General features: G+C 54.1%; 22 protein-coding genes and 1 other RNA gene. 6 read left to right on the top strand and 17 right to left on the bottom strand.

All coding sequences use genetic code 11. The features are described from left to right. Positions 1-32: 32 nt before the first annotated feature. An RNA gene (ffs, locus tag KAJ71_RS05150) (signal recognition particle sRNA small type) lies at positions 33-129 on the bottom strand. A 248-nt stretch (positions 130-377) separates the two neighbouring features. Between ffs and KAJ71_RS05145 the strand changes: the two genes are divergently transcribed. Next, positions 378-692 carry an MGMT family protein gene (locus KAJ71_RS05145; RefSeq protein ID WP_248944700.1) on the top strand — a complete coding sequence of 105 codons (315 nt, stop codon included), beginning with the start codon at positions 378-380 and terminating at the stop codon, positions 690-692. Between the two features lie 53 nt (positions 693-745). Here KAJ71_RS05145 and KAJ71_RS05140 read toward each other — a convergent pair whose 3' ends face one another. Next, the gene (locus KAJ71_RS05140; protein WP_248944698.1) at positions 746-1,207 is read right to left on the bottom strand and encodes a YbaY family lipoprotein; all 462 of its coding nucleotides are present in this window, start codon (positions 1,205-1,207) and stop codon (positions 746-748) included. 234 nt (positions 1,208-1,441) lie between these two features. Between KAJ71_RS05140 and tesB the strand changes: the two genes are divergently transcribed. Beyond that, positions 1,442-2,305: an acyl-CoA thioesterase II gene (gene tesB / locus KAJ71_RS05135; RefSeq protein ID WP_248944697.1), complete on the top strand. Its 864-nt coding sequence runs from the start codon at positions 1,442-1,444 to the stop codon at positions 2,303-2,305. A 53-nt stretch (positions 2,306-2,358) separates the two neighbouring features. On the opposite strand, the gene amtB is transcribed toward tesB, so the two are convergent. The 5 genes from amtB to KAJ71_RS05110 all read right to left on the bottom strand — a co-directional run bounded on the left by amtB (position 2,359) and on the right by KAJ71_RS05110 (position 8,383). After that, the gene (amtB, locus tag KAJ71_RS05130) at positions 2,359-3,645 is read right to left on the bottom strand and encodes an ammonium transporter AmtB (protein ID WP_248944696.1); all 1,287 of its coding nucleotides are present in this window, start codon (positions 3,643-3,645) and stop codon (positions 2,359-2,361) included. 37 nt (positions 3,646-3,682) lie between these two features. Next, positions 3,683-4,021, bottom strand: coding sequence for a P-II family nitrogen regulator (gene glnK / locus KAJ71_RS05125; protein ID WP_004949337.1), 339 nt, complete (start codon positions 4,019-4,021; stop codon positions 3,683-3,685). A 273-nt stretch (positions 4,022-4,294) separates the two neighbouring features. After that, on the bottom strand, positions 4,295-6,073 hold the full coding sequence (locus tag KAJ71_RS05120) for a SmdB family multidrug efflux ABC transporter permease/ATP-binding protein (protein WP_248944695.1): 1,779 nt from the start codon (positions 6,071-6,073) through the stop codon (positions 4,295-4,297). After that, positions 6,066-7,841, bottom strand: coding sequence for a SmdA family multidrug ABC transporter permease/ATP-binding protein (locus KAJ71_RS05115; RefSeq protein WP_248944694.1), 1,776 nt, complete (start codon positions 7,839-7,841; stop codon positions 6,066-6,068). The genes KAJ71_RS05120 and KAJ71_RS05115 overlap by 8 nt, the downstream gene beginning before the upstream one ends. A gap of 80 nt (positions 7,842-7,921) precedes the next feature. Beyond that, positions 7,922-8,383, bottom strand: a complete 462-nt coding sequence (locus tag KAJ71_RS05110; RefSeq protein ID WP_248944693.1) for an Lrp/AsnC family transcriptional regulator — start codon at positions 8,381-8,383, stop codon at positions 7,922-7,924. 167 nt (positions 8,384-8,550) lie between these two features. On the opposite strand from KAJ71_RS05110, the gene KAJ71_RS05105 reads away from it, so the two are divergent. Further along, positions 8,551-9,600 carry a PLP-dependent cysteine synthase family protein gene (locus KAJ71_RS05105; RefSeq protein WP_248944692.1) on the top strand — a complete coding sequence of 350 codons (1,050 nt, stop codon included), beginning with the start codon at positions 8,551-8,553 and terminating at the stop codon, positions 9,598-9,600. A 293-nt stretch (positions 9,601-9,893) separates the two neighbouring features. Here the strand turns inward: KAJ71_RS05105 and cof are convergent, their stop codons facing one another. Next, positions 9,894-10,715 carry an HMP-PP phosphatase gene (gene cof, locus KAJ71_RS05100; RefSeq protein WP_248944691.1) on the bottom strand — a complete coding sequence of 274 codons (822 nt, stop codon included), beginning with the start codon at positions 10,713-10,715 and terminating at the stop codon, positions 9,894-9,896. 121 nt (positions 10,716-10,836) lie between these two features. On the opposite strand from cof, the gene KAJ71_RS05095 reads away from it, so the two are divergent. Together KAJ71_RS05095 and queC are read left to right on the top strand one after the other, a co-directional pair. Further along, a complete protein-coding gene (locus tag KAJ71_RS05095; RefSeq protein WP_248944690.1) occupies positions 10,837-12,543 on the top strand; it encodes an SgrR family transcriptional regulator in 1,707 nt (568 codons plus the stop codon). Positions 12,544-12,684: 141 nt separating this feature from the next. Next, positions 12,685-13,383 (top strand): 7-cyano-7-deazaguanine synthase QueC, encoded by a 699-nt coding sequence (gene queC / locus KAJ71_RS05090; RefSeq protein ID WP_248944688.1) that lies wholly within the window; start codon positions 12,685-12,687, stop codon positions 13,381-13,383. A gap of 36 nt (positions 13,384-13,419) precedes the next feature. On the opposite strand, the gene KAJ71_RS05085 is transcribed toward queC, so the two are convergent. From KAJ71_RS05085 to bolA, 9 genes are all read right to left on the bottom strand, one after another. Continuing rightward, positions 13,420-13,833, bottom strand: coding sequence for an acyl-CoA thioesterase (locus KAJ71_RS05085; RefSeq protein ID WP_248944687.1), 414 nt, complete (start codon positions 13,831-13,833; stop codon positions 13,420-13,422). Between the two features lie 197 nt (positions 13,834-14,030). Beyond that, positions 14,031-14,408 carry a ComEA family DNA-binding protein gene (locus KAJ71_RS05080; protein ID WP_248944686.1) on the bottom strand — a complete coding sequence of 126 codons (378 nt, stop codon included), beginning with the start codon at positions 14,406-14,408 and terminating at the stop codon, positions 14,031-14,033. Between the two features lie 269 nt (positions 14,409-14,677). After that, positions 14,678-16,558 (bottom strand): peptidylprolyl isomerase, encoded by a 1,881-nt coding sequence (gene ppiD / locus KAJ71_RS05075; protein ID WP_248944684.1) that lies wholly within the window; start codon positions 16,556-16,558, stop codon positions 14,678-14,680. A 170-nt stretch (positions 16,559-16,728) separates the two neighbouring features. Beyond that, positions 16,729-17,001 carry a nucleoid-associated protein HU-beta gene (gene hupB, locus KAJ71_RS05070; RefSeq protein WP_004954599.1) on the bottom strand — a complete coding sequence of 91 codons (273 nt, stop codon included), beginning with the start codon at positions 16,999-17,001 and terminating at the stop codon, positions 16,729-16,731. A 217-nt stretch (positions 17,002-17,218) separates the two neighbouring features. Beyond that, positions 17,219-19,573, bottom strand: coding sequence for an endopeptidase La (gene lon, locus KAJ71_RS05065; protein ID WP_248944683.1), 2,355 nt, complete (start codon positions 19,571-19,573; stop codon positions 17,219-17,221). A 193-nt stretch (positions 19,574-19,766) separates the two neighbouring features. Next, a complete protein-coding gene (gene clpX, locus KAJ71_RS05060) occupies positions 19,767-21,038 on the bottom strand; it encodes an ATP-dependent protease ATP-binding subunit ClpX (protein WP_248944682.1) in 1,272 nt (423 codons plus the stop codon). 208 nt (positions 21,039-21,246) lie between these two features. After that, on the bottom strand, positions 21,247-21,870 hold the full coding sequence (gene clpP, locus KAJ71_RS05055; RefSeq protein ID WP_021180167.1) for an ATP-dependent Clp endopeptidase proteolytic subunit ClpP: 624 nt from the start codon (positions 21,868-21,870) through the stop codon (positions 21,247-21,249). A gap of 423 nt (positions 21,871-22,293) precedes the next feature. Beyond that, positions 22,294-23,598 (bottom strand): trigger factor, encoded by a 1,305-nt coding sequence (tig, locus tag KAJ71_RS05050; RefSeq protein WP_248944681.1) that lies wholly within the window; start codon positions 23,596-23,598, stop codon positions 22,294-22,296. Between the two features lie 364 nt (positions 23,599-23,962). Beyond that, positions 23,963-24,277: a transcriptional regulator BolA gene (gene bolA, locus KAJ71_RS05045; RefSeq protein WP_248944679.1), complete on the bottom strand. Its 315-nt coding sequence runs from the start codon at positions 24,275-24,277 to the stop codon at positions 23,963-23,965. Between the two features lie 353 nt (positions 24,278-24,630). Here bolA and KAJ71_RS05040 point away from each other — a divergent pair, with 353 nt between their 5' ends. After that, positions 24,631-25,209 carry a lipoprotein gene (locus KAJ71_RS05040; RefSeq protein ID WP_248944678.1) on the top strand — a complete coding sequence of 193 codons (579 nt, stop codon included), beginning with the start codon at positions 24,631-24,633 and terminating at the stop codon, positions 25,207-25,209. Positions 25,210-25,216 lie beyond the last annotated feature (7 nt).

Below are 25,216 nucleotides of genomic sequence, written 5' to 3'. Positions count from 1 at the left end.
TTTTTTTGGGGGGGACTAGAAATTGGTGGGGACCCTGCCAGCTACATCCCGGCACACACGTCACTCGCTACGGCTGCTTCCTTCCGGATCTGACCGAGTTCACAAGTTAGTGTTGCGGGAGAACCAACAGGGCCCCCATTGACGGCTTCTTGAATTGCGAAGCGGTGGGCATTATCGATGATGGCTAAGCAAATAGCAAGCCAGCCGGGAGCAACCGCTGTTTTCTTACCCATCTTCCCCGCCACAGTAGTTTAGATTGGTGACCCATTAGCAATGTTGCTAAATTGTCGGGAGCAAATATGTTCGACCGTAAGGTCGCCGCATGCTGCATCCGTTTAACAACATCGCCGCCCTATTCATCACGCAGGAAGAGAGTCATGCAACCAGAAGACGCTACCTTCAGCCAATGCGTATTCCATATCGTCGCCGCCATTCCTCCTGGCAAAGTCACCACCTACGGCGAAGTAGCGCGGCTGGCAGGTTCACCACGTGCGGCACGCCAGGTTGGCGGCGTATTACGACGTTTACCGGAGGGCAGTACCCTACCTTGGCACCGAGTCATTAACCGCCACGGACAGATCTCGCAGCAAGGCGAAGATTTTCAGCGCCAACGGCAGGCGTTACTGGCAGAAGGGATTATTTTCGGCCCGCACAGTACGGTGGATTTTGAACTGTATGGCTGGCACTGGTAAGAAAACAGCCTTTGGCCAGAGGCGCAAAGGCTGTCAGATGCAGGCATTGCTACTTACGGAGCAGCCTGAACCGGAACGTTTTGTACCTGTACTAACAGCAGATCGGCCTGGGTTCCGTTGCGGTTGATCACTTCTTGAATGGTGTCGGTGATGAACATCAACTGGCCATTCACCGTAATTGCCGCGCTCAGGATGATACGCGCATTAGGCTGAATGTCCGATGGATTATACGGTAGCGTAAAGCGGAACGGGCTCTGTAGACCTTCGGTACGCATCGCGCGCTGCGAAATCACTCGTGAAGGGGCATCAGCAAGTGATGCATCGGACAAGGTCACGGTAAGTACCGCATCCGGTGGCAGCGCAATACGCTGGCGAATATTAACTGAGCCTTGCACCGCCGGGCCTTGGATCTGTGTTTGCGAGGCCGCAGTGGGCACATCCGCATTCTTGTGGGCACAGCCTGCCAGTGTGATCGTCAATACGGCTGCTCCCCCTACCATTTGCCAGAGTTTCATGGGTCGGTCTCCTTTATTATTAGTAACATGTTGGTGGCTTAAACCACTACACTCATTAAACCTAGCACAAAATACTAACAACCGCCTATCGGACTAGGCCTAAATCCCCCTAAGGCCTCATAACACCGTCCCTGACCGCGGCAACCTCCTCTGCAGAAATAACGCAATATATTGACGTCCTGCCATCATATTCAGCACACTGCGCAACATGATGACTAAAAGGAACGCCACTTTATGAGCCAGGCACTGCACAACCTCCTCGAACTGCTGGATTTGGAAAAAATTGAAGAAGGTTTATTTCGCGGCCAAAGCGAAGATCTGGGGTTACGCCAGGTCTTTGGCGGTCAGGTGGTTGGCCAGGCGCTGTATGCCGCCAAGCAAACCGTTCCTGCGGAGCGTATCGTTCACTCCTTCCACAGCTATTTCCTGCGCCCAGGGGATAGCAGTAAACCGATTGTTTATGACGTAGAAACCCTGCGCGACGGCAATAGCTTCAGCGCACGCCGCGTCAGCGCCATTCAAAGTGGCAAACCCATTTTCTATATGACAGCCTCTTTCCAAAACCCCGAGCAAGGTTTTGAACACCAAAACACCATGCCGGATGTCCCACCGCCGGAAGGATTGATGTCGGAGTCAGAAATTGCGCAAAAGCTGTCGCATATGCTGCCGGAAAAAGTGCGCGACAAATTCATTGGCCCGAAGCCGATCGAAATGCGCCCGGTGAAATTCCACAACCCGTTGAAGGGCTGCGTGGAAGAACCTTATCGCCACGTCTGGTTCCGTGCCAACGGCACCATGCCGGACGACCTGCGGATCCATCAATATCTGCTTGGCTACGCCTCTGACTTTCACTTCCTGTTGACGGCGCTACAGCCACATGGCGTCGGTTTCCTTGAGCCGGGCATGCAGGTTGCTACCATTGACCATTCAATGTGGTTCCACCGACCGTTCCGCATGGACGACTGGCTGCTATATGCAGTGGAAAGCCCCTCAGCCTCCGGTGCCCGTGGCTTTGTGCGTGGCCAGTTCTACACCCGCGACGGTGTGCTGGTAGCAACAACGGTGCAAGAAGGCGTGATCCGCAAGCGCGATGTTTAAATGAAAAAGGGGCGATGTTTCCATCGCCCCCTCGGGGTTTAATTCAACGTATTTTACTGGTTGTAAGCATTCTCGCCATGGCTGTTCACATCCAGGCCTTCGCGTTCCTGCTCTTCCGGTACGCGCAGTCCCACCACGGCCCCCGCTACCTTAAAGGCGATAAACGCGGCCACGCTTGACCACACCAGCGTCACAATAACGCTCAGCAACTGGATCCAGACCTGGTGCCCCATGGTGACGCCATCGGCGTAGCCCGTTCCGCCCAGTGATGAAGCGGTAAAGACGCCGGTCAACAGACAGCCAACGATACCGCACACCCCGTGCACACCAAACACATCGCAGGTGTCGTCAACTTTCAGCCATTTCTTCAGCGTAACCACGCCCCACAGGCCAGCGACACCGCCTACCAGGCCGATAATCAGCGCTCCCCCCACCCCCACGGTACCCGCCGCAGGCGTAACCGCAACCAGACCAGCGATACAGCCCGAGCAGGCTCCCAGCAAGGAAGGTTTACCACGAAGCACCCACTCGGCGAAGGTCCAAGAGAGGATCGCACCGGCAGTGGCTATCACCGTGTTGAGGAACGCCAACGCCGCAATACCGTTGGCCGCACTGGCCGAACCGGCGTTGAAGCCAAACCAGCCGATATACAGGATCGAGGCTCCGGTAAACACCATCGGCAGGTTGTGTGGCTTGAAGGCCTCTTTGCCATAGCCAGCACGTTTACCCAACAGATAGGCCCCTACCAGACCAGCACTGGCAGCGTTGATATGCACCACGGTACCGCCCGCAAAGTCCAACGCGCCGTCGGCTGCCAGGAAACCACCGCCCCAAACCATATGCGCAATCGGCAGGTAGGAAATCGTGAACCAGATGGCGGCAAAAATAACCACCGCAGAGAAGCGGATGCGTTCGGCAAAGCCGCCCACCACCAACGCCACGGTAATACAGGCGAAGGAGCACTGGAACGCCACGTGGATCATCTGGCTAAAGGTGCCGGTCAGGCTGTCTATCCCGATCCCTTTGAGCATCACCGTCTGGAAGCCACCGAAGAAGGCGTTACCTTCGCTGAACGCCAGGCTGTAGCCGTAAATAACCCACAGCACGCACACCAGGGCAAAAGTGACGGTCACCTGAGTCAACATCGAAAGAACGTTCTTGGAGCGCAGCAGACCGCCGTAGAACAGCGCTACGCCCGGTAAGGTCATAAACAGCACCAGCGCGGTGCAAATCATCATAAAGGCGTTGTCCGCCTTGTCTGCCACCGCCGGAGCGGCCAGTGCCAAAGAAGGAACCAGGGTTACCAAACTCAGGCCCAACGTGGATAACAGTCTTTTCATTATCAATCCATCCCCATTCAGTTGACTGAGCCTGCGATCACAGAGCCGCTTCGTCGGTTTCGCCGGTACGAATTCGAATCACACGTTGCAACTCAGCAACGAAAATTTTGCCGTCACCGATCTTGCCGGTGTACGCAGCCTTGCTAATCACATCAACCACTTCATCCAGTTGGTCATCAGCAATAGCGATATCAATTTTGACCTTAGGTAAGAAATTGACGCTGTACTCTGCCCCGCGATAGAGCTCGGCATGACCCTTCTGGCGGCCAAAGCCTTTGACTTCGGTTACGGTCAGCCCCTGAATACCTACAGAGGATAAGGCTTCACGCACGTCCTCTAACTTGAATGGTTTGATCACCACGGTAACCAGCTTCATATTGCCTCTCCACGATTAAGCCCAAAAACTTACCCCCGGTACGAGTCATATAAAGCAAAGGCTGTGCCACAAATTATTTTGTATTTAAATTCAATTAATTATATAGAAACACCCACAACCAGAGGCCAGCTCTGGACGAAAGCAGAGATCGCAGCCTGGAGATTGCGCACCTTTTTGGTGCATTGCGCGTTGGGAAAGTGCACTAAGGGGGAGTTGAAAAGCGGTATTGCCTGTTGGTGGTGCGGGCTCCTGGAGGGGAGCCCTTGTTTAAGGCTATGCGGGTTGAGTTTCGTCGCGAGTCGCGGCGGCCAACTCTTCACCCACCAGCTGTAGCTGATACATCTGGTAGTAACGGCCCTGCTGTGCCAACAATTGCTGGTGGTTCCCCTGCTCCACGGCATGACCGCGATGCAGTACCAGAATAGAGTCAGCATCAACAATGGTTGAAAGGCGATGAGCGATCACCACTAACGTCGTCTGCTCGCGGATCAGCCGTAAGGCTCGCTGGATCGCCTGCTCGGTGCCAGAGTCTATGTTTGCGGTCGCTTCATCCAGGATCAGGATCTGGGGGGCCTGTACCAATACACGCGCTAAGGCCAGCAACTGTTTCTGTCCTACGGACAGGTTATTCCCCTGCTCCCCTAGACGCGTATGGATCCCTTGTGGGAAGCTACGCACCAGTTCGCCCAGTTGCACCGTTTCCAGCGCCTGCCAGACCGCCTCTTCACCGATAGCGCGACCAAGCGTGACGTTTGCCAGCACCGATTCCGCCATCACCACCGGATCTTGCTGCACCATAGCGATACCTTGGCGCAGGGTGCAGTGCGAAAGCGAAGACAACGGGCGACCATCCAGACGAATTTCACCTTCGCTCAGCGGATAATAGCCCATCAACAGATTAGCCAAGGTGCTCTTTCCGCTGCCGGTATGACCCACCAGGGCAACAAAACCCCGTGACGGCACCTGCAAAGAGATATGTTGCAGCACTTTTTTGTCGCTACGGTAGGCAAAACTCAGGTCGTTGATATCAATATGGCCAGTCGCCAGCGGGCGATCGTCACTACCATAGCTCTGCTGGCTGCGATCCATCAGCTCGAAAATACGCTCACCGGCCACCACGGCCTGCTGCAATATCGATTGCTGGGCGGTCAGCTCAATCAACGGTTCGTTCAAACGGCCAAGATAGTTGATGAAGGCATACAGTACCCCCACGCCAATCGCGCCCTCACCGCTGAAGCCAAACAGCATCAACAGGCCGCATAGCACCAGGGCAGAGAACAGGCTAAGCAGTGGCCGCAACAGGAAACCATCCAGGCGCAGCGTCTGCATCCTGGCGGTATAATGCGAGCGGCTGGCCGCACTCATACGCTCACCAAAGCGAATCTGTTGGCGGAACTGCTGGATCACCCCCATGCCGCTGATCACTTCGTTGAAGCCATCGTTGATATCCGCCAGGTAGCTACGCATCCGCCGCACAATCGGCGTGCTGTAATATTGATAGATCCCCATCACCACCAGCACCGCCGGGAAGATGCAGATCGCCACCAGCGCCATACGCCAGTCCAGGCTGAACATCGCCACCAGCATCGCCCCGATCAGCGCCGCACTTTTCAGTACCGTGGACACCACCATCACATACAGATCTTTGATCACTTCGGTATCGTTGGTCACCCGCGAGATCAATTGCCCGACAGGCTGGGTATCAAAGGCACTCAGCGGTTGGCGCAACGCCGCGTCCATCACGTCGGTGCGCAAGCGTTGCACTACCCCGACCGCCACGCGATTAAACAGGATGGCCTGAAAATAGTGCAACGCCGCAGCGAGTAGTTCCAGCAGGATATAAGCCACCGCCAGGGAGCTGACAATCATCAGCGGCAACTGCCCTTTGGCAACATAGTTATCAATAAAGTAGCCGATCAGAATTGGCCCGGCGACTTCCGCCGCTGCCGCTACCCACAGCATCAATATCGCCAACCCCAGGGGTTTACGATAAGGCGAGCCATAGGCCAGCAAACGTTTCAGCGTTGGCCACATATTTTGTATCTTACTCATCGGCCAAAACCTCCTCGGTGCTATCAGGAGATTCATCCAACGCCGCTTCCAGTTGCTGATAACGATACATGTCGCGATACCAGCCAGGCTCGCTAGCCAATTGCCCATGCTCACCGCGCTGTACCACCGAGCCGTGTTGCATCACCAGGATTTCGCTGGCTTCCGTCAGGGCCGAAAGGCGGTGTGCACTGATGATCACCGTGCGGTTTTGCCCCCAGCTGCGTAGATTATGCAAGATTTGGTGTTCGGTGCGCCCATCCACCGCCGAGAGGGCATCGTCGAGGATCAGAATTTCCGCCTCCAGCAGTAGCGCCCGCGCGATGGATATACGCTGTTTCTGACCACCAGAAAGCATCACACCGCGCTCACCCACCTCAGTCTCGTAACCCTGGGGCAAACGCAGAATATCTTCATGTACGCTGGCCAGGCGCGCCGCCTGTTCAATCTGTTCCTGAGTGGCCGCCGGATTGCCCAAGGCGATATTATTGGCCACGCTATCGGAGAACAGGAACGGTGTCTGGCTAACAACCGACAGGCGCGAACGCCACTCGTCGAGCTTGATTTGGGTGAGTGGCAAGCCGTGGTAGCTGATATGGCCGTCATCAATATCGAACTGGCGCTGGATCAACGAAAGCAGCGTCGATTTGCCCGAACCGGTAGGCCCACACAACCCCAACATTTGCCCTGGCTGCAACTGTAACGCCACGTCATGCAGCGCGGGTTTGTTGGTTTGCGGATAATGGAAGGCGTTGATTTCCACACTCAGGTTGCCGCGCCCGGCGGGCAGATCGAGTTCACCATCCTTCACGGCCGGTGCCTCTTCCAGCAGGCTGCGGATACGGCTATAGGCGGCACTGCCGCGCTCGACGATGTTGAACATCCAGGCCAGTGCCAGCATCGGCCAAATCATCAGGCCGAGGTACATGACAAAGCTGGTCAGTTGGCCCAGCGTGAGGGAACCGTTAACCACCATCCAGCTACCGCCGCCGATTGCCAGCAGGTTGGCCGCACCGATAGCGATGTAAATGGTCGGGTCAAAACGCGCATCGACTCGTGCCACGTGCATATTCTTCGCACCGGTTTGCGCCGCCACTTCGGCAAACTGGTTGGACTGATGATCCTCCAGGCCAAAAGCCTTGATCATACGGATGCTGGTCATGCTCTCCTGCGCCTGATCGTTAAGGCTGGAGAACGCAGCCTGCGCCGACTTGAAACGCTGGTGCAACTGATCGCCATAGTATTTGATGACGATCGCCATGATCGGCATCGGGATCAGGGAAAGCAGGGTCAATTGCCAGCTGATCTGGGTACTCATCACGATCAGCACCGCCAGCCCCATGACCAAAGAGTCCACCAGCGTCAGCACACCTTCACCGGCAGCAAACACCACGCGGTCAACGTCATTGGTCGCTCTGGCCATCAGATCACCGGTTCGATGGCGCAGATAGAAAGCCGGGTTCTGACGGCTGAGTTGGCGATAGAAGTTTTCCCGCAGTTCGACGGCCAGCTGGTAGGAAGCCCCAAACAGCAGAACCCGCCACACGTAACGCAGCAGATAAACCACAATGGCGGTGCCAAGCATCAACCCCAGCCAGGCCATCAGCACCTTGTTGGACATCTGATCTTTGGTAACGCCATCGACAATAATGCCAACCAGCTTAGGCGGCAGCAGTTGCAGGATGGCAATGGCAATCAGAAGCACCACAGCCCCGAGGTAGCGGCGCCACTCGCGGCGGAAGTACCAACCTATTTGAGCAAAGAGTCTCACGCAGTTTTATTCCAGACAGTATCCGACAAATTACCGGCTGCAGCCCTGCAACCTTAAAATTCAACAGTAGAGTGAAGGTTTCACTCTGGCACGGGTAGCGCCGTGGTGTATTTGATTTTTTCCATAGCGAAGCTGGAAGTGACATCAATCAGCCCCGGCACACCGGTCACCAGGCGTTTATAGAAATTGTCATAGCTTTTCATGTCTGCCACCTCGACCTGCATCAGGTAATCGTACTCCCCCGCCATACGGTAAAATGCCAACACTTCCGGCATCTGCGCGGTAAGTTCGACAAATTTCTGATACCACTCGCTGCTGTGCTGCTGGGTTTTTATCAGCACAAACGCCGTCAGGCCAAGCCCGAGCTTTTCATTATCCAGCAAAGCGACACGCGCGCGAATGTAACCTTCATCTTCCAGCCTTTTTAGCCGTTTCCAGCAGGGCGTTGAGGTCAGATTCACCGCTTCGGCCAGCACTTGTAACGATTGCGTGCAGTCTTGTTGCAGCATGCACAGCAGTTTACGGTCAGTTTTATCCAACATAGGGTAATTTCATAGAAAATATTTCTCCCATTAGGCCGTTAAACAGGAAAAATGGCAATCCTTTTTTCTCGCTGAACCGCTATGCTACATCTCAAACATCCCTGCTGAATTTCAAGCTACAGCTTGCCAAGGCGGCGGGTTTAAGCCCCCTATTTTGAGGCCAGATTATGACAAACGCTTGGGTAAAATATGCTATTGGTGAAATAGAAGCGGATTTCCAACGCTCCGCCGATACGCACTTGATCCGCTTGAACCTGCCGGAATTTCCCGGCATCTATCTTTACCTGAAAGATGAAAGCACCCATCCCACCGGTAGTCTGAAACACCGCCTGGCGCGTTCACTGTTCCTTTATGGGCTGTGTAACGGTTGGATCAACCAGAACACGCCGATTATTGAAGCCTCTTCGGGCAGCACGGCGGTATCTGAAGCCTATTTTGCCCGCCTGCTCGGTCTGCCGTTTATCGCGGTGATGCCTTCCTGCACCGCCAAGCGTAAGGTGGAGCAAATCGCCTTCTACGGTGGCCGCAGCCATTTTGTCGATCATGCGGCCCAGATTTATGCGGTGTCAGAGGAGTTGGCCAAAGAGTTGAACGGCCATTATATGGATCAGTTCACCTTTGCCGAACGCGCCACCGACTGGCGTGGCAACAACAACATCGCCGACAGCATTTTCCGTCAGATGGAGCGCGAACCATACCCGATCCCGAAACACATCGTGATGAGTGCAGGCACCGGCGGCACTTCAGCAACGCTGGGGCGTTACATTCGCTATCAAGGGCATGATACGCAGCTCACCGTAGTCGATCCGGAAAACTCGGTGTTCTACGACTGCTTCCATCATGGCGATCGCACCATCATCGGCAGCTGTGGCAGCCGCATCGAAGGGATTGGCCGCCCACGCGCCGAACCGTCGTTTATCCCTTCGGTGATCGACAACATGCTGCGCGTGCCAGATGCCGCCAGTATCGCCACCATTTATTGGTTGGAAAATATTCTTGGCCGTAAGGTAGGCGCCTCTACCGGGACCAACGTCTGGGGAGCGCTGCAACTGGCCAAGCAGATGCGGGATAAAGGCGAGCAAGGTGCCATCGTCACCCTGCTGTGCGACAGCGGCGAGCGCTATCTGGATACCTATTACAATAGCGACTGGGTCAGCAACCATATCGGCGATTTGACGCCTTACAGCACCCAACTGGCTAACTTGTTAGAAAAATAAGTTATTAAGTTAATGTCAAATATCCGGAAGGGCGCAGCGCGCAGCGTGCAGCGCCCCTACGCGGTGATATCGGTGACCTGACGCCTTACAGCGCTCAGTTGGCCAAACTTTAAGTGAATAAATCTCCCCAATGGATTTCAAGTTGTCGCTAGGCGGTAAGGACACTCATCCCCAGGCGCTTACTTTTGTAAGTGACTGGGATGCGGGTACGCAGCCAACAACGCTACAGCTTGAAAGACGCAGGGATAAAAAAAGCCGGGTAGTCATACCCGGCCGGCTGTAATGCTAATACCTCAGAATTCGGGGGAATAGGTGAGGTGTGGTGAACGCAGCCAATGTTGTAAATAGTGGGCCACCGCCTGCTGTTCGCAGTGGCCGATAACCTGAAGTTGGGGCAGTAACGATTTCAGCTGTGGCAGAGCATTGCCCATCACCACGCCATGACCGACTCCCGCCAGCATTTCCTTGTCATTCATCGCATCGCCAAAGGCCATACAATCGGCCAACGTCAGCCCCAGATGGTGGCTCAACCTGTCCAATGCCGCTCCCTTGTTGCAACCCTTTGGCAACACCTCGAGGCAATCGTAGGCCGAGAAGCACAGATCGGCACGGGTACCGAAATGTTCACTCAACTGTGCCTGCAGTTTGATCAGTTCTTCATGAGGGGCACAGAAACAGACTTTACTGTTGCCAAATGCAGGCAGACGGCGCAAATCGGTGAGTTGGAAATGAAAGCCACTGAGATGATGTGCAGCCAGCATTTCCGGCACCGCGGTTTCTGTCAACCACCCCTCATCACGAAACACATGCATGCTGGCAGAAGTACGCCAGTGGGTATGCAAAACCTCTTCGGCAATCTCCGCCGGTAAGTCGGTAGCATGCAATTGCCGCCCTTGCTGGTCATAAACGCGAGTACCGTTACCGGTGATCAGGTAACCTTGTAAACCCAGTTGCGCCATGATCGGCTGGGCATCTAGGTAATGTCGCCCAGTGGCAAAGGTTACCACCATCTCCCTGTCAATAAGCTGCTTTAACGCGCTCAGCGTTTGCGACCCAACACGGTGATCGGGGGTCAGTAGGGTGCCATCCATATCGAAAGCAGCCAGGCGATACATAGGAACCTCGTAAATGTGAGCACAATGACAATCACCGCAGTATGGGGTGGTATTTGCGGAAGTAATAGTGAACAATTTGTATAATCACTTCCTGATTTATCCCTCCGCCTAGGATATCGCTATGCGCCTGGTTCATCGCCTCGGTCAGTATCAACGTTTATACCACCAGCTAGGCAGCGCGCCGGTGGCGATCACCATCGGTGAATTGGCTGCCATCTTCTATTGCAGCGAGCGGCACGCACGCACCCTGGTGCTGCAATTGCAGCAACAAGGCTGGTTAAGTTGGCATTCACAGGCCGGGCGAGGCAAACGCGCTCAGTTACAGTGTCTGAAAACCCCCGATGAACTACGGGCCGCACATCTCCAGCGTTTACTGCAACTGGGCGATCACCAGGGAGCATTGGAAATGGCTCAACTGGCGCCACAGCATCTACAAGAGTTGTTGAGCCCCCACCTCGGTGGCCAATGGCAGGAAGGTAGCCCTACGCTGCGTATCCCTTATTACCGCTCGTTGGAAAAGCTTGATCCGTTGACGCTAAGCGGCCGTGCGGAACAACATCTGGTCGCGACCGTGTATGCCGGTTTGACGCGCTTCAATACCGGTTGCCCAGAACCGCAGCCCGATCTGGCCCATCACTGGCAGATTAGCGAAGACGGCTTGCGTTGGCGGTTCTTTCTACGCAGTCAGCTGCGATGGCATAACGGCGAGGCCTTGACTGGCCAACAGCTGCTGCAAACCCTCAACACCCTGCGCCAGCATCCACGCAGTCAGCCCTTATTGAGCAGCGTGGCAACAATCAGCCTGCCGCATGCACTTTGCGTTCAGTTCGACCTGCAAATGCCCGATTATTGGTTGGCACACCGGCTGGCAGAACTGCCCTGCCTGATGACGCACCCAGAGTTACCGACCATCGGGGCAGGTCCCTTTAAGCTGGCGCTAAACGAGCCGCATATGGTGCGGCTGGAGCAGCACCCTTACTATCATCTGCAACACCCTTACCTGGAAAGCATCGAATACTGGATCACGCCAGAGCTGCCAACCCGTAGTACCGATACCAGTTGCCTGCACCCGGTACGTATCACCATCGGCCAGCCAGAAGAACTGGCACAGGTACGGCCGGTACAACGCAGTATGAGCCAAGGGTGGTGCTATCTGGCGATTAACCAGCGCCGTGGCGTACTGAGTGAGGCCCAAGGGCAAAAGCTGCTGATGCTGATCCAGCGCTCCAGGCTGCTGGCCAGTTTACCCATCCAGCAGGGCGTGATCATGCCAAGCCATGAAATGCTGCCCGGCTGGGCGATCCCTGAGCATGATGTCAGACAGGATGTTGAGCTGCCTCCTCGGTTGACGCTGCTGTACCATCCGCCGATCGAACTAGAGAGCGTGACTCAGGCTTTGCAACAATTGCTGGCGGAGCATGGCTGCCAACTAGAGATCCGCTATTATTCAGGCAAGCGTTGGCAAAGTACCGAGCAGATCGCCCAAGCCGATCTGTTGCTGGCCGATAACCTGATCGGTGAAGCCCCAGAAGCAACGTTAGAGAGCTGGCTACGTCGTGATTTACTGTGGCAAGGGGTCTTGCGAGAAGAGGATTGGCAACACCAGCAGCGGATCCTACAGCAGATCCAGCAATGCCCAGAACCACAACAGCGCTACGGTCAGTTGAAAGCGTATTATCAACAGTTGATGGGGGCCGCGATCCTCACTCCGCTATTCAACTATCAATATCAGGTCAGCGCCCCTCCCCGCATACATGGCGTGATGCTCACCGCCTACGGCTGGTTTGATTTTTGCCAGGCTTGGCTGCCACCGCCGCTGGATGAGTAGCTTGCCCTACGCTGTAGGGAGCATTTCTGATAGCATCCCTGCATGAGTACGTAGCCCTCAGGTCAGCAGCGCTGAAGCCTGGTGGCATAACCGGCCGCCCGAATGTGCATCGGGAATGGCTCCAACCCAAAAGGTAGATTTATGAAACGCGCAGTCGTCGTTTTTAGCGGTGGACAAGACTCCACGACCTGCTTGATCCAGGCATTGCAACAGTATGATGAAGTTCACTGCATCACGTTCGATTACGGCCAGCGTCATCGCGCCGAAATCGAGGTGGCCCAGGCCTTATGCCAAACCCTGGGGGCCAAGGCGCACAAGGTTTTGGACGTTGGGTTGCTCAATGAGCTGGCCGTCAGCAGCCTGACTCGCGATAACATTCCAGTTCCCACCTTCGACAGCTCACAGGCAGATGCCTTGCCAAGCACCTTTGTGCCGGGGCGCAACATCCTGTTCCTCACCCTGGCGGCGATTTATGCCTACCAGGTGGAAGCCGAAGCCGTGATCACCGGCGTGTGCGAGACTGATTTCTCGGGTTATCCGGATTGCCGCGACGAGTTTGTTAAGGCCTTGAATCAGGCCATCGTGCTGGGGATCGCACGTGATATTCGCTTTGAAACCCCACTGATGTGGCTCAACAAGGCTGAGACCTGGGCGCTGGCGGATTATTACCAGCAGTTGGAACGTATCCGCCATGAGACGCTCACCTGTTATAACGGCGTTCAAGGCGACGGTTGTGGTGAATGCGCGGCCTGCCACCTGCGCGCTAACGGGTTGCAGCAGTACCAGCAGGATAAGGTCGGCGTGATGGCCAACCTGAAACGGAAAACCGGGTTGGTTTGAACTGGTTCATGGGCGGCGATAACGTCGCCCAATCAATCAGACCTGCTGATCCTTTTGTTGTAGTGCCACCAGGTGTTCACGCAGTTCACCTTCAATTGGCAGTGCCCGCTGGGTTTTCAGATCGATACAGACAAAGGTCAGCGTCGCGTCGGCGACCACCGTCCCCTCCGGCTCCAGCAATACCTGCTGGCTCAACACGCCGCTCTTGCCATTGAGTTGCAACATCTGGCTCTCGATGCGCAGCTTATCACCCAACACGGCGGGCTTACGATAATTGATATTGATGTTCACCACGATAAACGCGATGTTGTTTTGCGTCATCCAGTGGAAAGCATCCAGATTCTCCAGCCACTCCCAGCGCGCTTCCTCTAGGAATTCCAGATATCGGGCATTATTAACATGTTGATAGACATCAAGATGATAGCCACGAACTTTGATATAAGTCTGCATAGTGAAACAACCGCTCCTGCTCTGGTGATAGCGAATTAATACCGGCATACCCGTTCAGTGATATCCCTCCTGGCAGGCCGCACGCTTGTACCGCAGGGCTTGGGCAAGGAGTTTGCGATGGATAACTGGTATGACCTGTAAAATGTAGCAGAGCAACGCGGCTGCGAGAGCACTTTGCCACGCAGCCGCGAGCGGGATCACATTTTCAGTCGATCACGATTTCTTTCCACCAAGGAGGGACCGATCCCAGGTACCTCCTGTAGCTGATCTATTTCGCTAAACGGCCCGTTCTGTTCGCGGTAGCGCACTATTGCCTCCGCCTTTTTCAGCCCTACGCCGTTCAACACGCTGGCTAGCGCCTCTGCATCGGCCTGGTTAATGCTGACCTTGGCTTCACCCTCGCTTTGCGCTTCAGGGCTGACCTTAGGCGATACCGCAGCGACCTGTGGTTGCCCCTGAGAGGGTTTTTCTGCGGCAATAGCCGAGCTCCCTATCAGGCCGAGCAGTATCGCCACCAACAGCAGTTGGCGGGTAATAGAAAAACGGTTAAACACTTTATTTTCGCTAAGTTGCATGCTGTTTCCTCCTTGTGTTTGACAGCAAGGTTACCTTGCCGCAGCGGCGGAAGATCGGCAAATGGCAGAGTTTAAATGTGGAAAAGGCCGCGAAAGCGGCCTTTGAGTCTTTCAAGCTGTTGCAAAAAAATGCGGTGCGAATCCCCGTCGTCTTTCAAGCTGCAGCGTTGTTACCTGCACTTGCTCACCCCAGTCACTTACGAAAAGTAAGCGCCTGGGGATGAACAAGCTTGTCGCCTAGCTGCAACTTGAAATCCATAGGGGACAAGTTACGGCTGTTGCTGCTCAGCGGCACCCATTTTGATCTTGGCTTCTTTGCGCAGGTTAGTCAGCAAGGCATCGAAGGTCACGCTAGCGCTTCCTTTCTCCATGTTGCTGACGAAGGTTTTCATTTCGTCTGCTGGCAACGTGCCTGGCTTAACGCTATCCAGGGCGATCAACACTACGTTCCCTTGAGCATCCTGTGACATGCCGTAAACCACTTTACCGGTTTCCGGGTGCGGCAGTGCGAATACGGCTTCCACCAGTTGGCTGTCTTCCGGGGCGCGCGCCATTTTCTGTACGCTGCCGAAGCTAAGACCAGCGGCTTTCATCGCCTCATCGCCTTTGCCCTGCTTCAACTCAACCAGCAGTTTTTCACCCTGCAGTTTGGCTTCTTGCAGTGCCTTGTTGTGTTTGACCATCGCGGTTACGCGATCTTTCACCTTGTCGAAAGGTTCAATCCCTTCCGGCTGATGGGCCACAACACGAACAACGAACGCACGGTCACCATCAACGGTGATAACGTCAGAGTTGCTGCCTGGTGCGCCATTCTCGCCAATCAGCGAACCATCAAAGATGGCCTGTACGACCGGCTTGAAATTCAACTCAGCAGGAACCGTGTCACGGGTAAACCATTCGGTGTTAGCCGCCTTGATACCCGCAGCCTCTTCCGCGGAGGCCAGGGACTCGTTATCGCTGGTTGCCGCCTCGCTGACCTTCTGCTGCAGCGCATAGTAGGCATCTACCGCTTTTTCCTGCTTGATCTGCTTGGCGATAGCATCATGCACTTCGCTCAATGGCTTCACCAACGCTGGCTTGATATCGTCCAGGCGCACGATCAGGTAACCCACTGAAGACTTCACTACGCCAGAAAGTTGGCCTTTCTCGGTCAGGTTAGCCTGTTTCAGTTCGTCAGCCGTGGTGTCTGGCTCCATCCAGTCCATTTCGCCGCCGGTACGGCGCGAGATGATGTCGGTAGATTTCTCTTTCGCCAACGCAGCGAAATCACCACCGTTTTTCAGCTCTTCCAGTACCGCTTTGGCGTCCGCTTCGGTTTTCAGCTGGATCACGCTGAATTTTTTGCGTTCCGGCTGGCCAAAGCTGCTCTGGTGCCCATCGTAATAGGCGCTGATATCCGCTTCGGTAACGGTCACTTTATCCTGCAATGCCGCGGCATCCAGCGGGATAAAGCTCACTTTCACCTTCTCTGGCGCGATGAAGCTGTTCTTGTTCTGCTCGAAGAAAGCTTTCAGCTCTTCATCGGTGACGGTTTGCTTGGCCATCATGGCATTGAGATCGATCGTTGCCAAACGCACTTCACGCTCTTGCAATACCAGGGCAACCATCGACTGTGCTTCGCTAGGCGGGACGATATCGGAACCGCCGAAGCCCTGGATCATCTGCTGGTTGATTAACCGCTGGCGTGTATATTGCGCATATTGATCCGCGCTAAAGCCCGAACGGGTAATCAGGTCGAGATATTTGGCATTGTCGAACTTGCCGTCCGTCTGGAAATAAGCTTCGTTACGGATAGCATCTTTCACCTGATCATCACTGGCACTCAGGCCCAGCGTCTTCGCGTACTGGTCCAACAGCGACTTATCAATCAGTTGAGACAGCACCTGCTGGCGCATCTGCTGCATGTAACCTTCGTTGCCAGCCATGGCAGAGAAACGGTCGCCCAGTTCCTGCTGCATACGGCTACGTTCACTCTGGAAAGCCTGTTCCAGCTGGGCGCGTTCGATCACCTGGCCATTTACTTTCGCAGCATAATCGCCGGCACTTCCCTGATAGCTGACCACTCCAGTCAAAAGAAATGACAAGATAATCAGCCCCAGGATGATTTTTAGCACGACGTGGTTAGCAGCCGCGCGTAAATTGTCCATCATAGTGTGACAACACTCCGCTGTGATGTGGATTAACAACCCTTGTGCAGGCGCGTTCCCTGCGACAAAAATAAAAAAAGCGCATCAACCTGATGCGCCTTATATCTTACCTTACCAATACCGCTGCGTCAGGTGATTGTTTACCGGCGACGCGATGCGATTAAACGCCGTAATCAGTTTACTGCGTCTTTCAGGGCTTTCCCTGCACGGAAAGCCGGAACTTTGGCTGCCGCGATTTTGATCTCTTTACCCGTTTGCGGGTTACGGCCGGTACGAGCTGAACGCTCACGCACGGTGAAAGAACCGAAACCAACCAGAGCCACGTCATCCCCTTCTTTCAAGGAATCGGTAACGGAAGCAATAATTGCGTCCAAAGCACGCCCTGCTGCCGCTTTAGAAATATCAGCACCCGCGGCAATTTTGTCGATCAGTTGTGACTTATTCACTCTATCATCCCCTCTAGAATTCAAAACGTCGCACCGAAAAAATCCCTACGGTTACGACAGCGCAGCTGTTATATCAATCCCGTCGTGCCTTGGCAAGCCACCAAACGGCGGCAAAACGCGAGCAGACAGGAATCTAACTTAGCGGCACAAAAAAATACTGGCAAGTCCGAATTGACTTGCCAGCATGAGTTTTATCAATGGTTTTTGCTATACGTCACTATTTTACCGCTACCGGCTGTGCGCCGAAGGCCGGATTGACCAGTGCAATGTTCAAAACTTCATCGATTCGCTGTACCGGATGGATCTCCAGATCGGCAATGACATTGTCCGGGATCTCTTCCAAATCGCGCTTGTTCTCGTAAGGGATCAGCACGGTTTTGATACCGCCACGGTGCGCCGCCAGCAGCTTCTCTTTCAAGCCCCCAATCGGCAACACGTGGCCACGTAAGGTGATCTCACCGGTCATCGCCACATCGGCGCGTACCGGGTTACCTGTCAGGCAGGAAACCAGCGCGGTACACATGGCAATACCGGCGCTTGGGCCGTCTTTCGGCGTCGCTCCTTCCGGCACGTGAACGTGAATATCACGTTTTTCATAGAAATCAGCGTTGATGCCCAACTTCTCTGCACGTGCGCGCACCACGGTCAACGCAGCCTGGATCGACTCCTGCATCACCTCACCCAGAGAACCGGTGTAGGTCAGCTTGCCTTTGCCAGGTACGCAGGCGGTTTCAATGGTCAGCAGATCGCCACCCACTTCTGTCCACGCCAGCCCGGTTACCTGGCCTACGCGGTTTTCGGTGTCTGCACGGCCGTAATCAACACGCTGAACGCCCAGGTAGTCCTTGAGGTTCTCGCCGTTGATCTCGATGTGCTTGAGTTTTTTATCCATCAGCAGCGACTTGACCGCTTTACGGCACAGCTTGGAAATTTCACGCTCCAGGCTACGCACCCCGGCTTCACGGGTGTAATAGCGGATGATGCCGATGATGGCGCTGTCATCAACCGTCAGTTCGCCCTTCTTCAACGCGTTGCGTTCAAGCTGCTTTGGCAACAGGTGCTGTTTGGCGATGTTCAGCTTTTCGTCTTCGGTGTAACCGGAAAGACGGATCACTTCCATACGGTCCAGCAGCGGTGCCGGGATGTTCATCGAGTTCGAGGTCGCCACAAACATCACGTCGGACAGATCGTAGTCCACTTCCAGGTAGTGATCGTTAAACGCCACGTTCTGTTCTGGATCCAGCACTTCCAGCAGGGCTGAAGCCGGATCGCCACGCATGTCGGATGACATCTTGTCGATCTCATCGAGCAGGAACAGTGGGTTTCTCACCCCAACCTTGGCCATTTTCTGGATCAGTTTACCCGGCATAGAGCCGATGTAAGTCCGGCGGTGACCACGAATTTCCGCTTCGTCACGTACGCCGCCCAGCGCCATACGGACATATTGGCGGCCGGTCGCACGAGCGATCGACTGCCCAAGCGAAGTTTTACCCACGCCAGGAGGCCCTACCAGACACAGGATTGGGCCCTTGATTTTGCTGACGCGGCTCTGCACTGCAAGATACTCAAGGATGCGGTCTTTAACGCGTTCCAGGCCGTAGTGATCGGTATCGAGCACTTCCTGCGCCTTGAGCAGGTCTTTTTTCACCTTGCTGCGCGCATTCCACGGCACCTGGATCATCCAGTCGATATAGCCACGCACGACGGTCGCTTCCGCAGACATCGGCGACATCATTTTCAGCTTTTGCAGTTCCGCTTCGGTTTTCTCACGCGCTTCTTTCGGCATTTTGGCCGCTTCGATCTTGCGCTTCAGCGCCTCGTGTTCATCCGGCGTGTCGTCCATCTCGCCCAGTTCTTTCTGAATCGCCTTCATCTGCTCATTCAGATAGTACTCGCGCTGGCTCTTTTCCATCTGTTTCTTGACGCGGTTACGGATGCGCTTTTCAACCTGCAACAGGTCGATCTCCGACTCCATCATCGCCATCAGGTACTCAAGACGCTCGGTGATATCGAACATCTCCAGCACCGACTGCTTGTCGCTGAGCTTCAGCGGCATATGCGCGGCGATGGTATCCGCCAGGCGTGCAGCGTCGTCGATGCTGTTCAATGATGTCAGCACCTCCGGTGGAATTTTTTTGTTCAGTTTGATGTAGCCTTCAAACTGATTGATCGCCGTGCGCACCAGGACTTCCTGTTCACGCTCGTCGATAGCCGGTGACTCAAGATATTCAGCCTGGGCAGCGAAGTGCTCACCGCTGTCAGAGAGCGTGGTAATACGCGCACGCTGCAAACCTTCGACCAGCACTTTGACCGTGCCGTCCGGCAGTTTCAACATCTGTAAAATCGATGCAACGGTACCGACCGAGAACAGATCGTTAATGCCAGGTTCATCCGTCGAGGCCTCTTTCTGCGCCACCAGCATGATCTTTTTATCGTGATCCATTGCGGCTTCGAGGCACCGAATCGATTTTTCCCGGCCAACAAACAACGGGATCACCATGTGCGGATAAACCACCACGTCGCGCAATGGCAACACGGGGATTTCAATGCGTTCGGAACGCTCAGGGTTCATAGAGCTCTCTCTTAGTTTAATTTCCGCCAGGATTAGGGGGATCTCATGAGACGCAAGCATCAAACGTTTCACAAAATCTGGATTATGAGTATATGGGGATGAATCTCTGACATTCAACGGTAACAATGTAGAGAAAAAGAAAAGGGGGATAAAATCCCCCTTTTACGATTAACTTTCTGGTTTGACTGACTAATTATTCGCCAGAAGCCTGCGCTTCCGGCTTGCCGTAAATCAATAACGGCTTGGATTGGCCAGCGATCACCGATTCGTCGATCACCACTTTATCTACGCTTTCGAGCGACGGCAGATCGTACATGGTATCCAGCAGTGCGCCTTCTACAATCGAACGCAGACCACGGGCACCCGTTTTACGCGTCATGGCCTTCTTGGCGATGGCGTTCAGCGCTTCCTCACGGAATTCCAGATCTACCCCTTCCAGATTGAACAACGCCTGATACTGCTTGGTCAGGGCATTTTTCGGCTCTTTCAGGATCTGGATCAGTGCCTCTTCGCTCAGTTCGCTGAGGGTGGCAACCACCGGCAGACGACCAATGAATTCCGGGATCAGGCCAAATTTGATCAAGTCTTCCGGCTCTGCCTGCAACAGCAGTTCGCCTTCGGTGGCCTTTTCAGATTCACCCTTCACCGTGGCACCAAAACCGATACCGGAACCGGTGTTAACGCGCTGGCCAATCACCTTATCCAAGCCAGCAAACGCACCGCCACAGATAAACAGGATCTTGGAAGTATCTACCTGCAGGAACTCCTGCTGCGGATGTTTACGCCCGCCCTGTGGTGGAACCGCCGCAATCGTGCCTTCGATCAGCTTCAGCAACGCCTGCTGCACGCCTTCACCCGATACGTCACGGGTGATGGACGGGTTGTCTGACTTACGTGAAATCTTATCAATTTCATCGATATAGACGATGCCGCGCTGGGCTTTCTGCACGTCGTAGTCACATTTCTGCAACAGTTTCTGGATGATGTTTTCCACGTCCTCCCCCACGTAACCGGCTTCGGTCAACGTAGTGGCATCAGCCATGGTGAAAGGCACATCCAGGAAACGTGCCAGCGTTTCTGCCAGCAAGGTTTTGCCGCTACCGGTTGGGCCAATCAGCAAAATATTGCTTTTGCCCAGTTCGATGCCATTACTGGTATCGCCGTTACGCAGGCGTTTGTAGTGGTTATAGACCGCCACAGCCAGAACTTTTTTCGCCTGCTCCTGACCGATAACATAATCGTCCAGGTGGTGGCGAATTTCGTGCGGTGTCGGCAATGAGCTACGCTCGCGATGCGGCGCAACCTCTTTAATCTCTTCGCGAATAATGTCGTTACACAGATCAACACATTCATCGCAGATATACACTGACGGACCGGCAATCAGCTTACGCACTTCATGCTGGCTTTTGCCGCAGAAAGAGCAGTACAGCAACTTACCTGAACCGTCTTTGCGCTTATCTGTCATGAGTCAAACCTCTTCTTTTGTCTTTGTCCCGCACAATCATGCGGCGACAATGCGCCCAAACTTTATACCGGGAACGCCGATAACGCTGTTTAAAGCGAGCCAGGCCCGCTCTGAATACTATAGTCTATCGGCCCGCAAGCCGCGCTGTACCCGTAACCTTTCAGGCGGCAGGTACCGCACTACAGCTTGTGACCCTTCGGGTATAGTTTTAGCTGCGGTGCGTCAGAATGCTGTCGACCAGACCGTATTCTACCGACTCTTCCGCCGTCATGAAGCGGTCACGCTCGGTATCACGTTCGATCTGCTCCAGCGATTGGCCAGTATGCTGTGCCATCAACTCATTCATGCGAGCCTTCACCTTCAGGATCTCACGCGCATGGATTTCTATATCCGTTGCCTGGCCCTGGTAGCCGCCCAGCGGCTGGTGGATCATCACTCTGGAGTTTGGCAGGCAGAAACGCTTGCCCTTGGTGCCTGCCGTCAGCAGGAACGACCCCATGGAACACGCCTGCCCCATACAGATGGTGCTGACGTCCGGCTTGATAAACTGCATGGTGTCATAGATTGACATGCCAGCCGTAATCACGCCGCCCGGTGAGTTGATATACAGGAAAATATCTTTTTCTGGGCTTTCTGCCTCGAGGAACAACATCTGCGCCACGATCAGATTAGCCATATGATCTTCAACCTGACCGGTCAGGAAGATAATGCGCTCTTTCAGCAGGCGGGAATAAATATCGTAAGAACGCTCCCCGCGCGAAGTCTGCTCTACCACCATCGGCACCAGTGCCATGTTAGGTGCAAATTGATCTCGTTCGCCACTGTATGACATTACCGTCTCCTAATAGAAATTGCCTTGGCGCCATTGTCTGTCGATTCTACTTGAGAACGGCCATCATGACTACGTTCAAGCCATCGACAGGCTCCACACTGATTTGACGGCGCTATCATTCCGCCAGGCGGATAAAGCGGCCCATACTACTGTTGTAGGAATTGGGGGTCACAGAGCGAATTTCAAGCCCGGTGAACAATTTCACCAACATCCCTGTATGGCAGGCAAGGTCACCACCACTGGCCTTCCACCGCCGCCATTCATCCTCGACCCAATAAATATAGTGCATATTGCCACAGTTAAGCCGAGATTAATCAGTCACGTGGCAAAAGAAAAGCCCGTAACCAAAGTTACGGGCTTTGTAAGGAACTCCCTGCTACGGCAATGGACCTGCCATCAGGTCGCTCCTGGCATCAACCAGCATTACGCTTGTTGAGTCTGGTTCATCAACTCGCTGAAGGTAGTGGCTTTTTCAGTCACTTTCGCTTTAGCCAGCAGGGCTTCAACCGCTTGTTCTTCCAGAGCAACGTTACGCATGTTGTTCATCAGCTCTTTGTTTTTGCTGTAGAACTCAACAACTTCGCTCGGATCTTCGTAGGCGGAAGCCATTTCTTCGATCAGGGTCTTAACGCGATCTTCATCGGCTTTCAGATCGTTGGTGCTGATCACTTCGCCCAACAGCAGACCGACTACAACGCGACGTTTGGCTTGCTCTTCGAACAGTTCGCGTGGCAGTTCCAACGCTTGCTTCTCGTTGCCACCAAAACGCTGTGCAGCCTGACGACGCAGAACGTCGACTTCGCCGTCGATCAGTGCCGCTGGCACGTCGATTTCGTTAGCGTTGACCAGACCGTCGATAGCCTGAGTCTTGATGCGGTTACGCACGGCGCCTTTCAGTTCGCGCTCCATGTTTTTACGCACTTCAGTACGCAGACCGGCGAGAGAACCATCAGCCACGCCGAAACGCTTGATGAACTCTTCGGTCAGTTCTGGCAGCTCGCGCTCTTCAACTTTCTTCAGCACGATAGCAAACTTGGCCGCTTTCCCTTTCAGGTTTTCTGCGTGGTAATCTTCTGGGAAGTTGACGTCGATGGTGAATTCTTCACCGGCTTTATGACCCACCAGACCTTCTTCGAAGCCTGGGATCATGCGGCCCTGGCCCATAGCCAGAACGAAATCAGCGGCTTTACCGCCTTCAAACTCTTCACCGTCGATAGAGCCGGTAAAGTCAACGGTCACGCGGTCTTCAGCAGTGACTGCGCCGTCGGTGTCTTTCCAGGTCGCCTGCTGCTTACGCAGGGTTTCCAGCATGGTATCCACATCGGCGTCGTTAACTTCAACCACAGGTTTTTCAACCTCGATGCTTTCCAGGCCTTTCAGCTCAACTTCTGGATAGACTTCGAATTCCACGGTGAAAGCGAAATCTTCGCCTTCTTTGTACTCGCCCGGTACGTAGTTTGGTGCGCCGGCCGGGTTAATTTTCTCTTTGATGATCGCATCAACAAAGTTGCGCTGCATCAGATCGCCCAGCACGTCCTGACGGACAGAAGCGCCATAACGCTGTTCGACGATGTTCATCGGCACTTTGCCTTTACGGAAACCGTCGATACGTACGCTTTTAGCTGCGTTGATCAGCTCTTTCTTTACTGCCTGATTGATAACATCAGCGGGTACAGTAATAGAGAGACGGCGCCCAAGGCCTTGAGTGGTTTCTACTGAAACTTGCATCTTGTTACCTCAAAAAAATCACAGTGCTCGGTCAACTCCGTTCCAAGAACCAGGACGGCTACATTAAAAACCGAGTTCCCTGATGTCGAGAGCGTTCCGAAACCATTCCGGAAAAAATAGACGCGACATTATAGCGGCGCAAGCGTGGCTAGTCGAGGATGGCAAGGCAGCACTGGCGCGTTAAAAATCACACTTTTGCCGATTTTCCGCCCAAATGCCTTGATGCCATGGCCATCAGAGCCGCATTAGCCACCGGCTTTGTCGTCGTCAAAAACAGCAACGGCCCGCAGGCCGTTGCAAAATTCGTCAGTAGTAATACCTTAAATACGGGTAAAAGTTCCACTGATACCGTAAATTTTAGGTTTTAGGCTAAGGTGCCAGCCCCACGACAGGGGGGCGAGGCCGGAACCGTATCCTGCAGCGCTTCCCATTCTTTCAGGGTATAGGTATGTAATGCCAGCGCGTGTACGCCATCTTCCAGCTCCTGCGCCAACACGCCATAAATGGCGCGATGCCGGGTCAGGAAACGTTCGCCAACAAAACGGTCGCTTACCAACACCACCTTGAAATGACTTTCGGACCCAGCAGGAACGTTATGCCGATAGCTCTCATCAGTCACTTCCAGATACGCGGGTTCAAACGCCTCTCTTAACTTTGCTTCTATTTGCTCGCGGATCATAGGATCTCCTTACAACACCGGCAGACTACCAGGTTCTACTTTAATATTAGTCGGTTTTGCCCCCACCAGAACATGGCTATCGTAAATCCCGCAACTCAATGCTGCAAAAATCATCAATAAAAGCAGGTCAGTTGAGGTTTATCCGATTGAGGCGCTCGAAAAAGCCTGTTTTTATCCTGGTTGAGGAAAAATTTACGTCACGGCCACCTTCAACACTTCCCCCCGTTGTTGGCAATGCTATGATGGCGGCAATTTATCGTTGACTCTAGCGCTTTGATTATCAAGCACCCACAACCCTGCCCGCGGGCTTGAACAGCACCGGGTATATAACCACGATTAATGAGACAGTAATAATGTTAAAAAAACTTTGTCTTCCGCTGCTGGCTGCACTGCTGTTGGCTGGCTGTGCTGCCAGCACCAATACGCTGAACGTAACCCCGAAGATCGTGTTGCCACAACAGGATCCAACCCTGCAAGGGATCACCATCAGCATTAACGGTGCCGATCAACGCCCAGATCAGGCGCTGGCCAAAGTGAACCGTGACGGCCAACTGATCACCCTGACTCCATCGCGCGATCTGCGCTTCCTGCTGCAAGAAGTGCTGGAAAAACAGATGGGCGCACGTGGCTATATGATTGGCCCAGCCGGTGCGGTTGATTTACAGATCGTAGTGAATACGCTGTTCGCCAACGTTTCCGAGGGCAACCTGCGCTACAACATCACCACCAAAGCGGATATTTCGATCATAGCGCAGGCCAAAAACGGCAACAAGCAGGTGAAGAACTACCGTTCTACCTATAACGTGCAGGGAGCCTTCACCGCCAGCAATGACAAAATCACCGATGCAGTCAATACCGTGCTGGGTGACGTCATCGCCGATATGGCGCAGGACACCAGCGTCAACGAATTCATCAAGCAAAACGCGCGTTAATAGGCAA

The organism is Serratia silvae (genome assembly GCF_023282985.1).
Taxonomy (GTDB): domain Bacteria; phylum Pseudomonadota; class Gammaproteobacteria; order Enterobacterales; family Enterobacteriaceae; genus Chania; species Chania silvae.
This window is presented reverse-complemented; position numbering and strand designations above follow the sequence as displayed.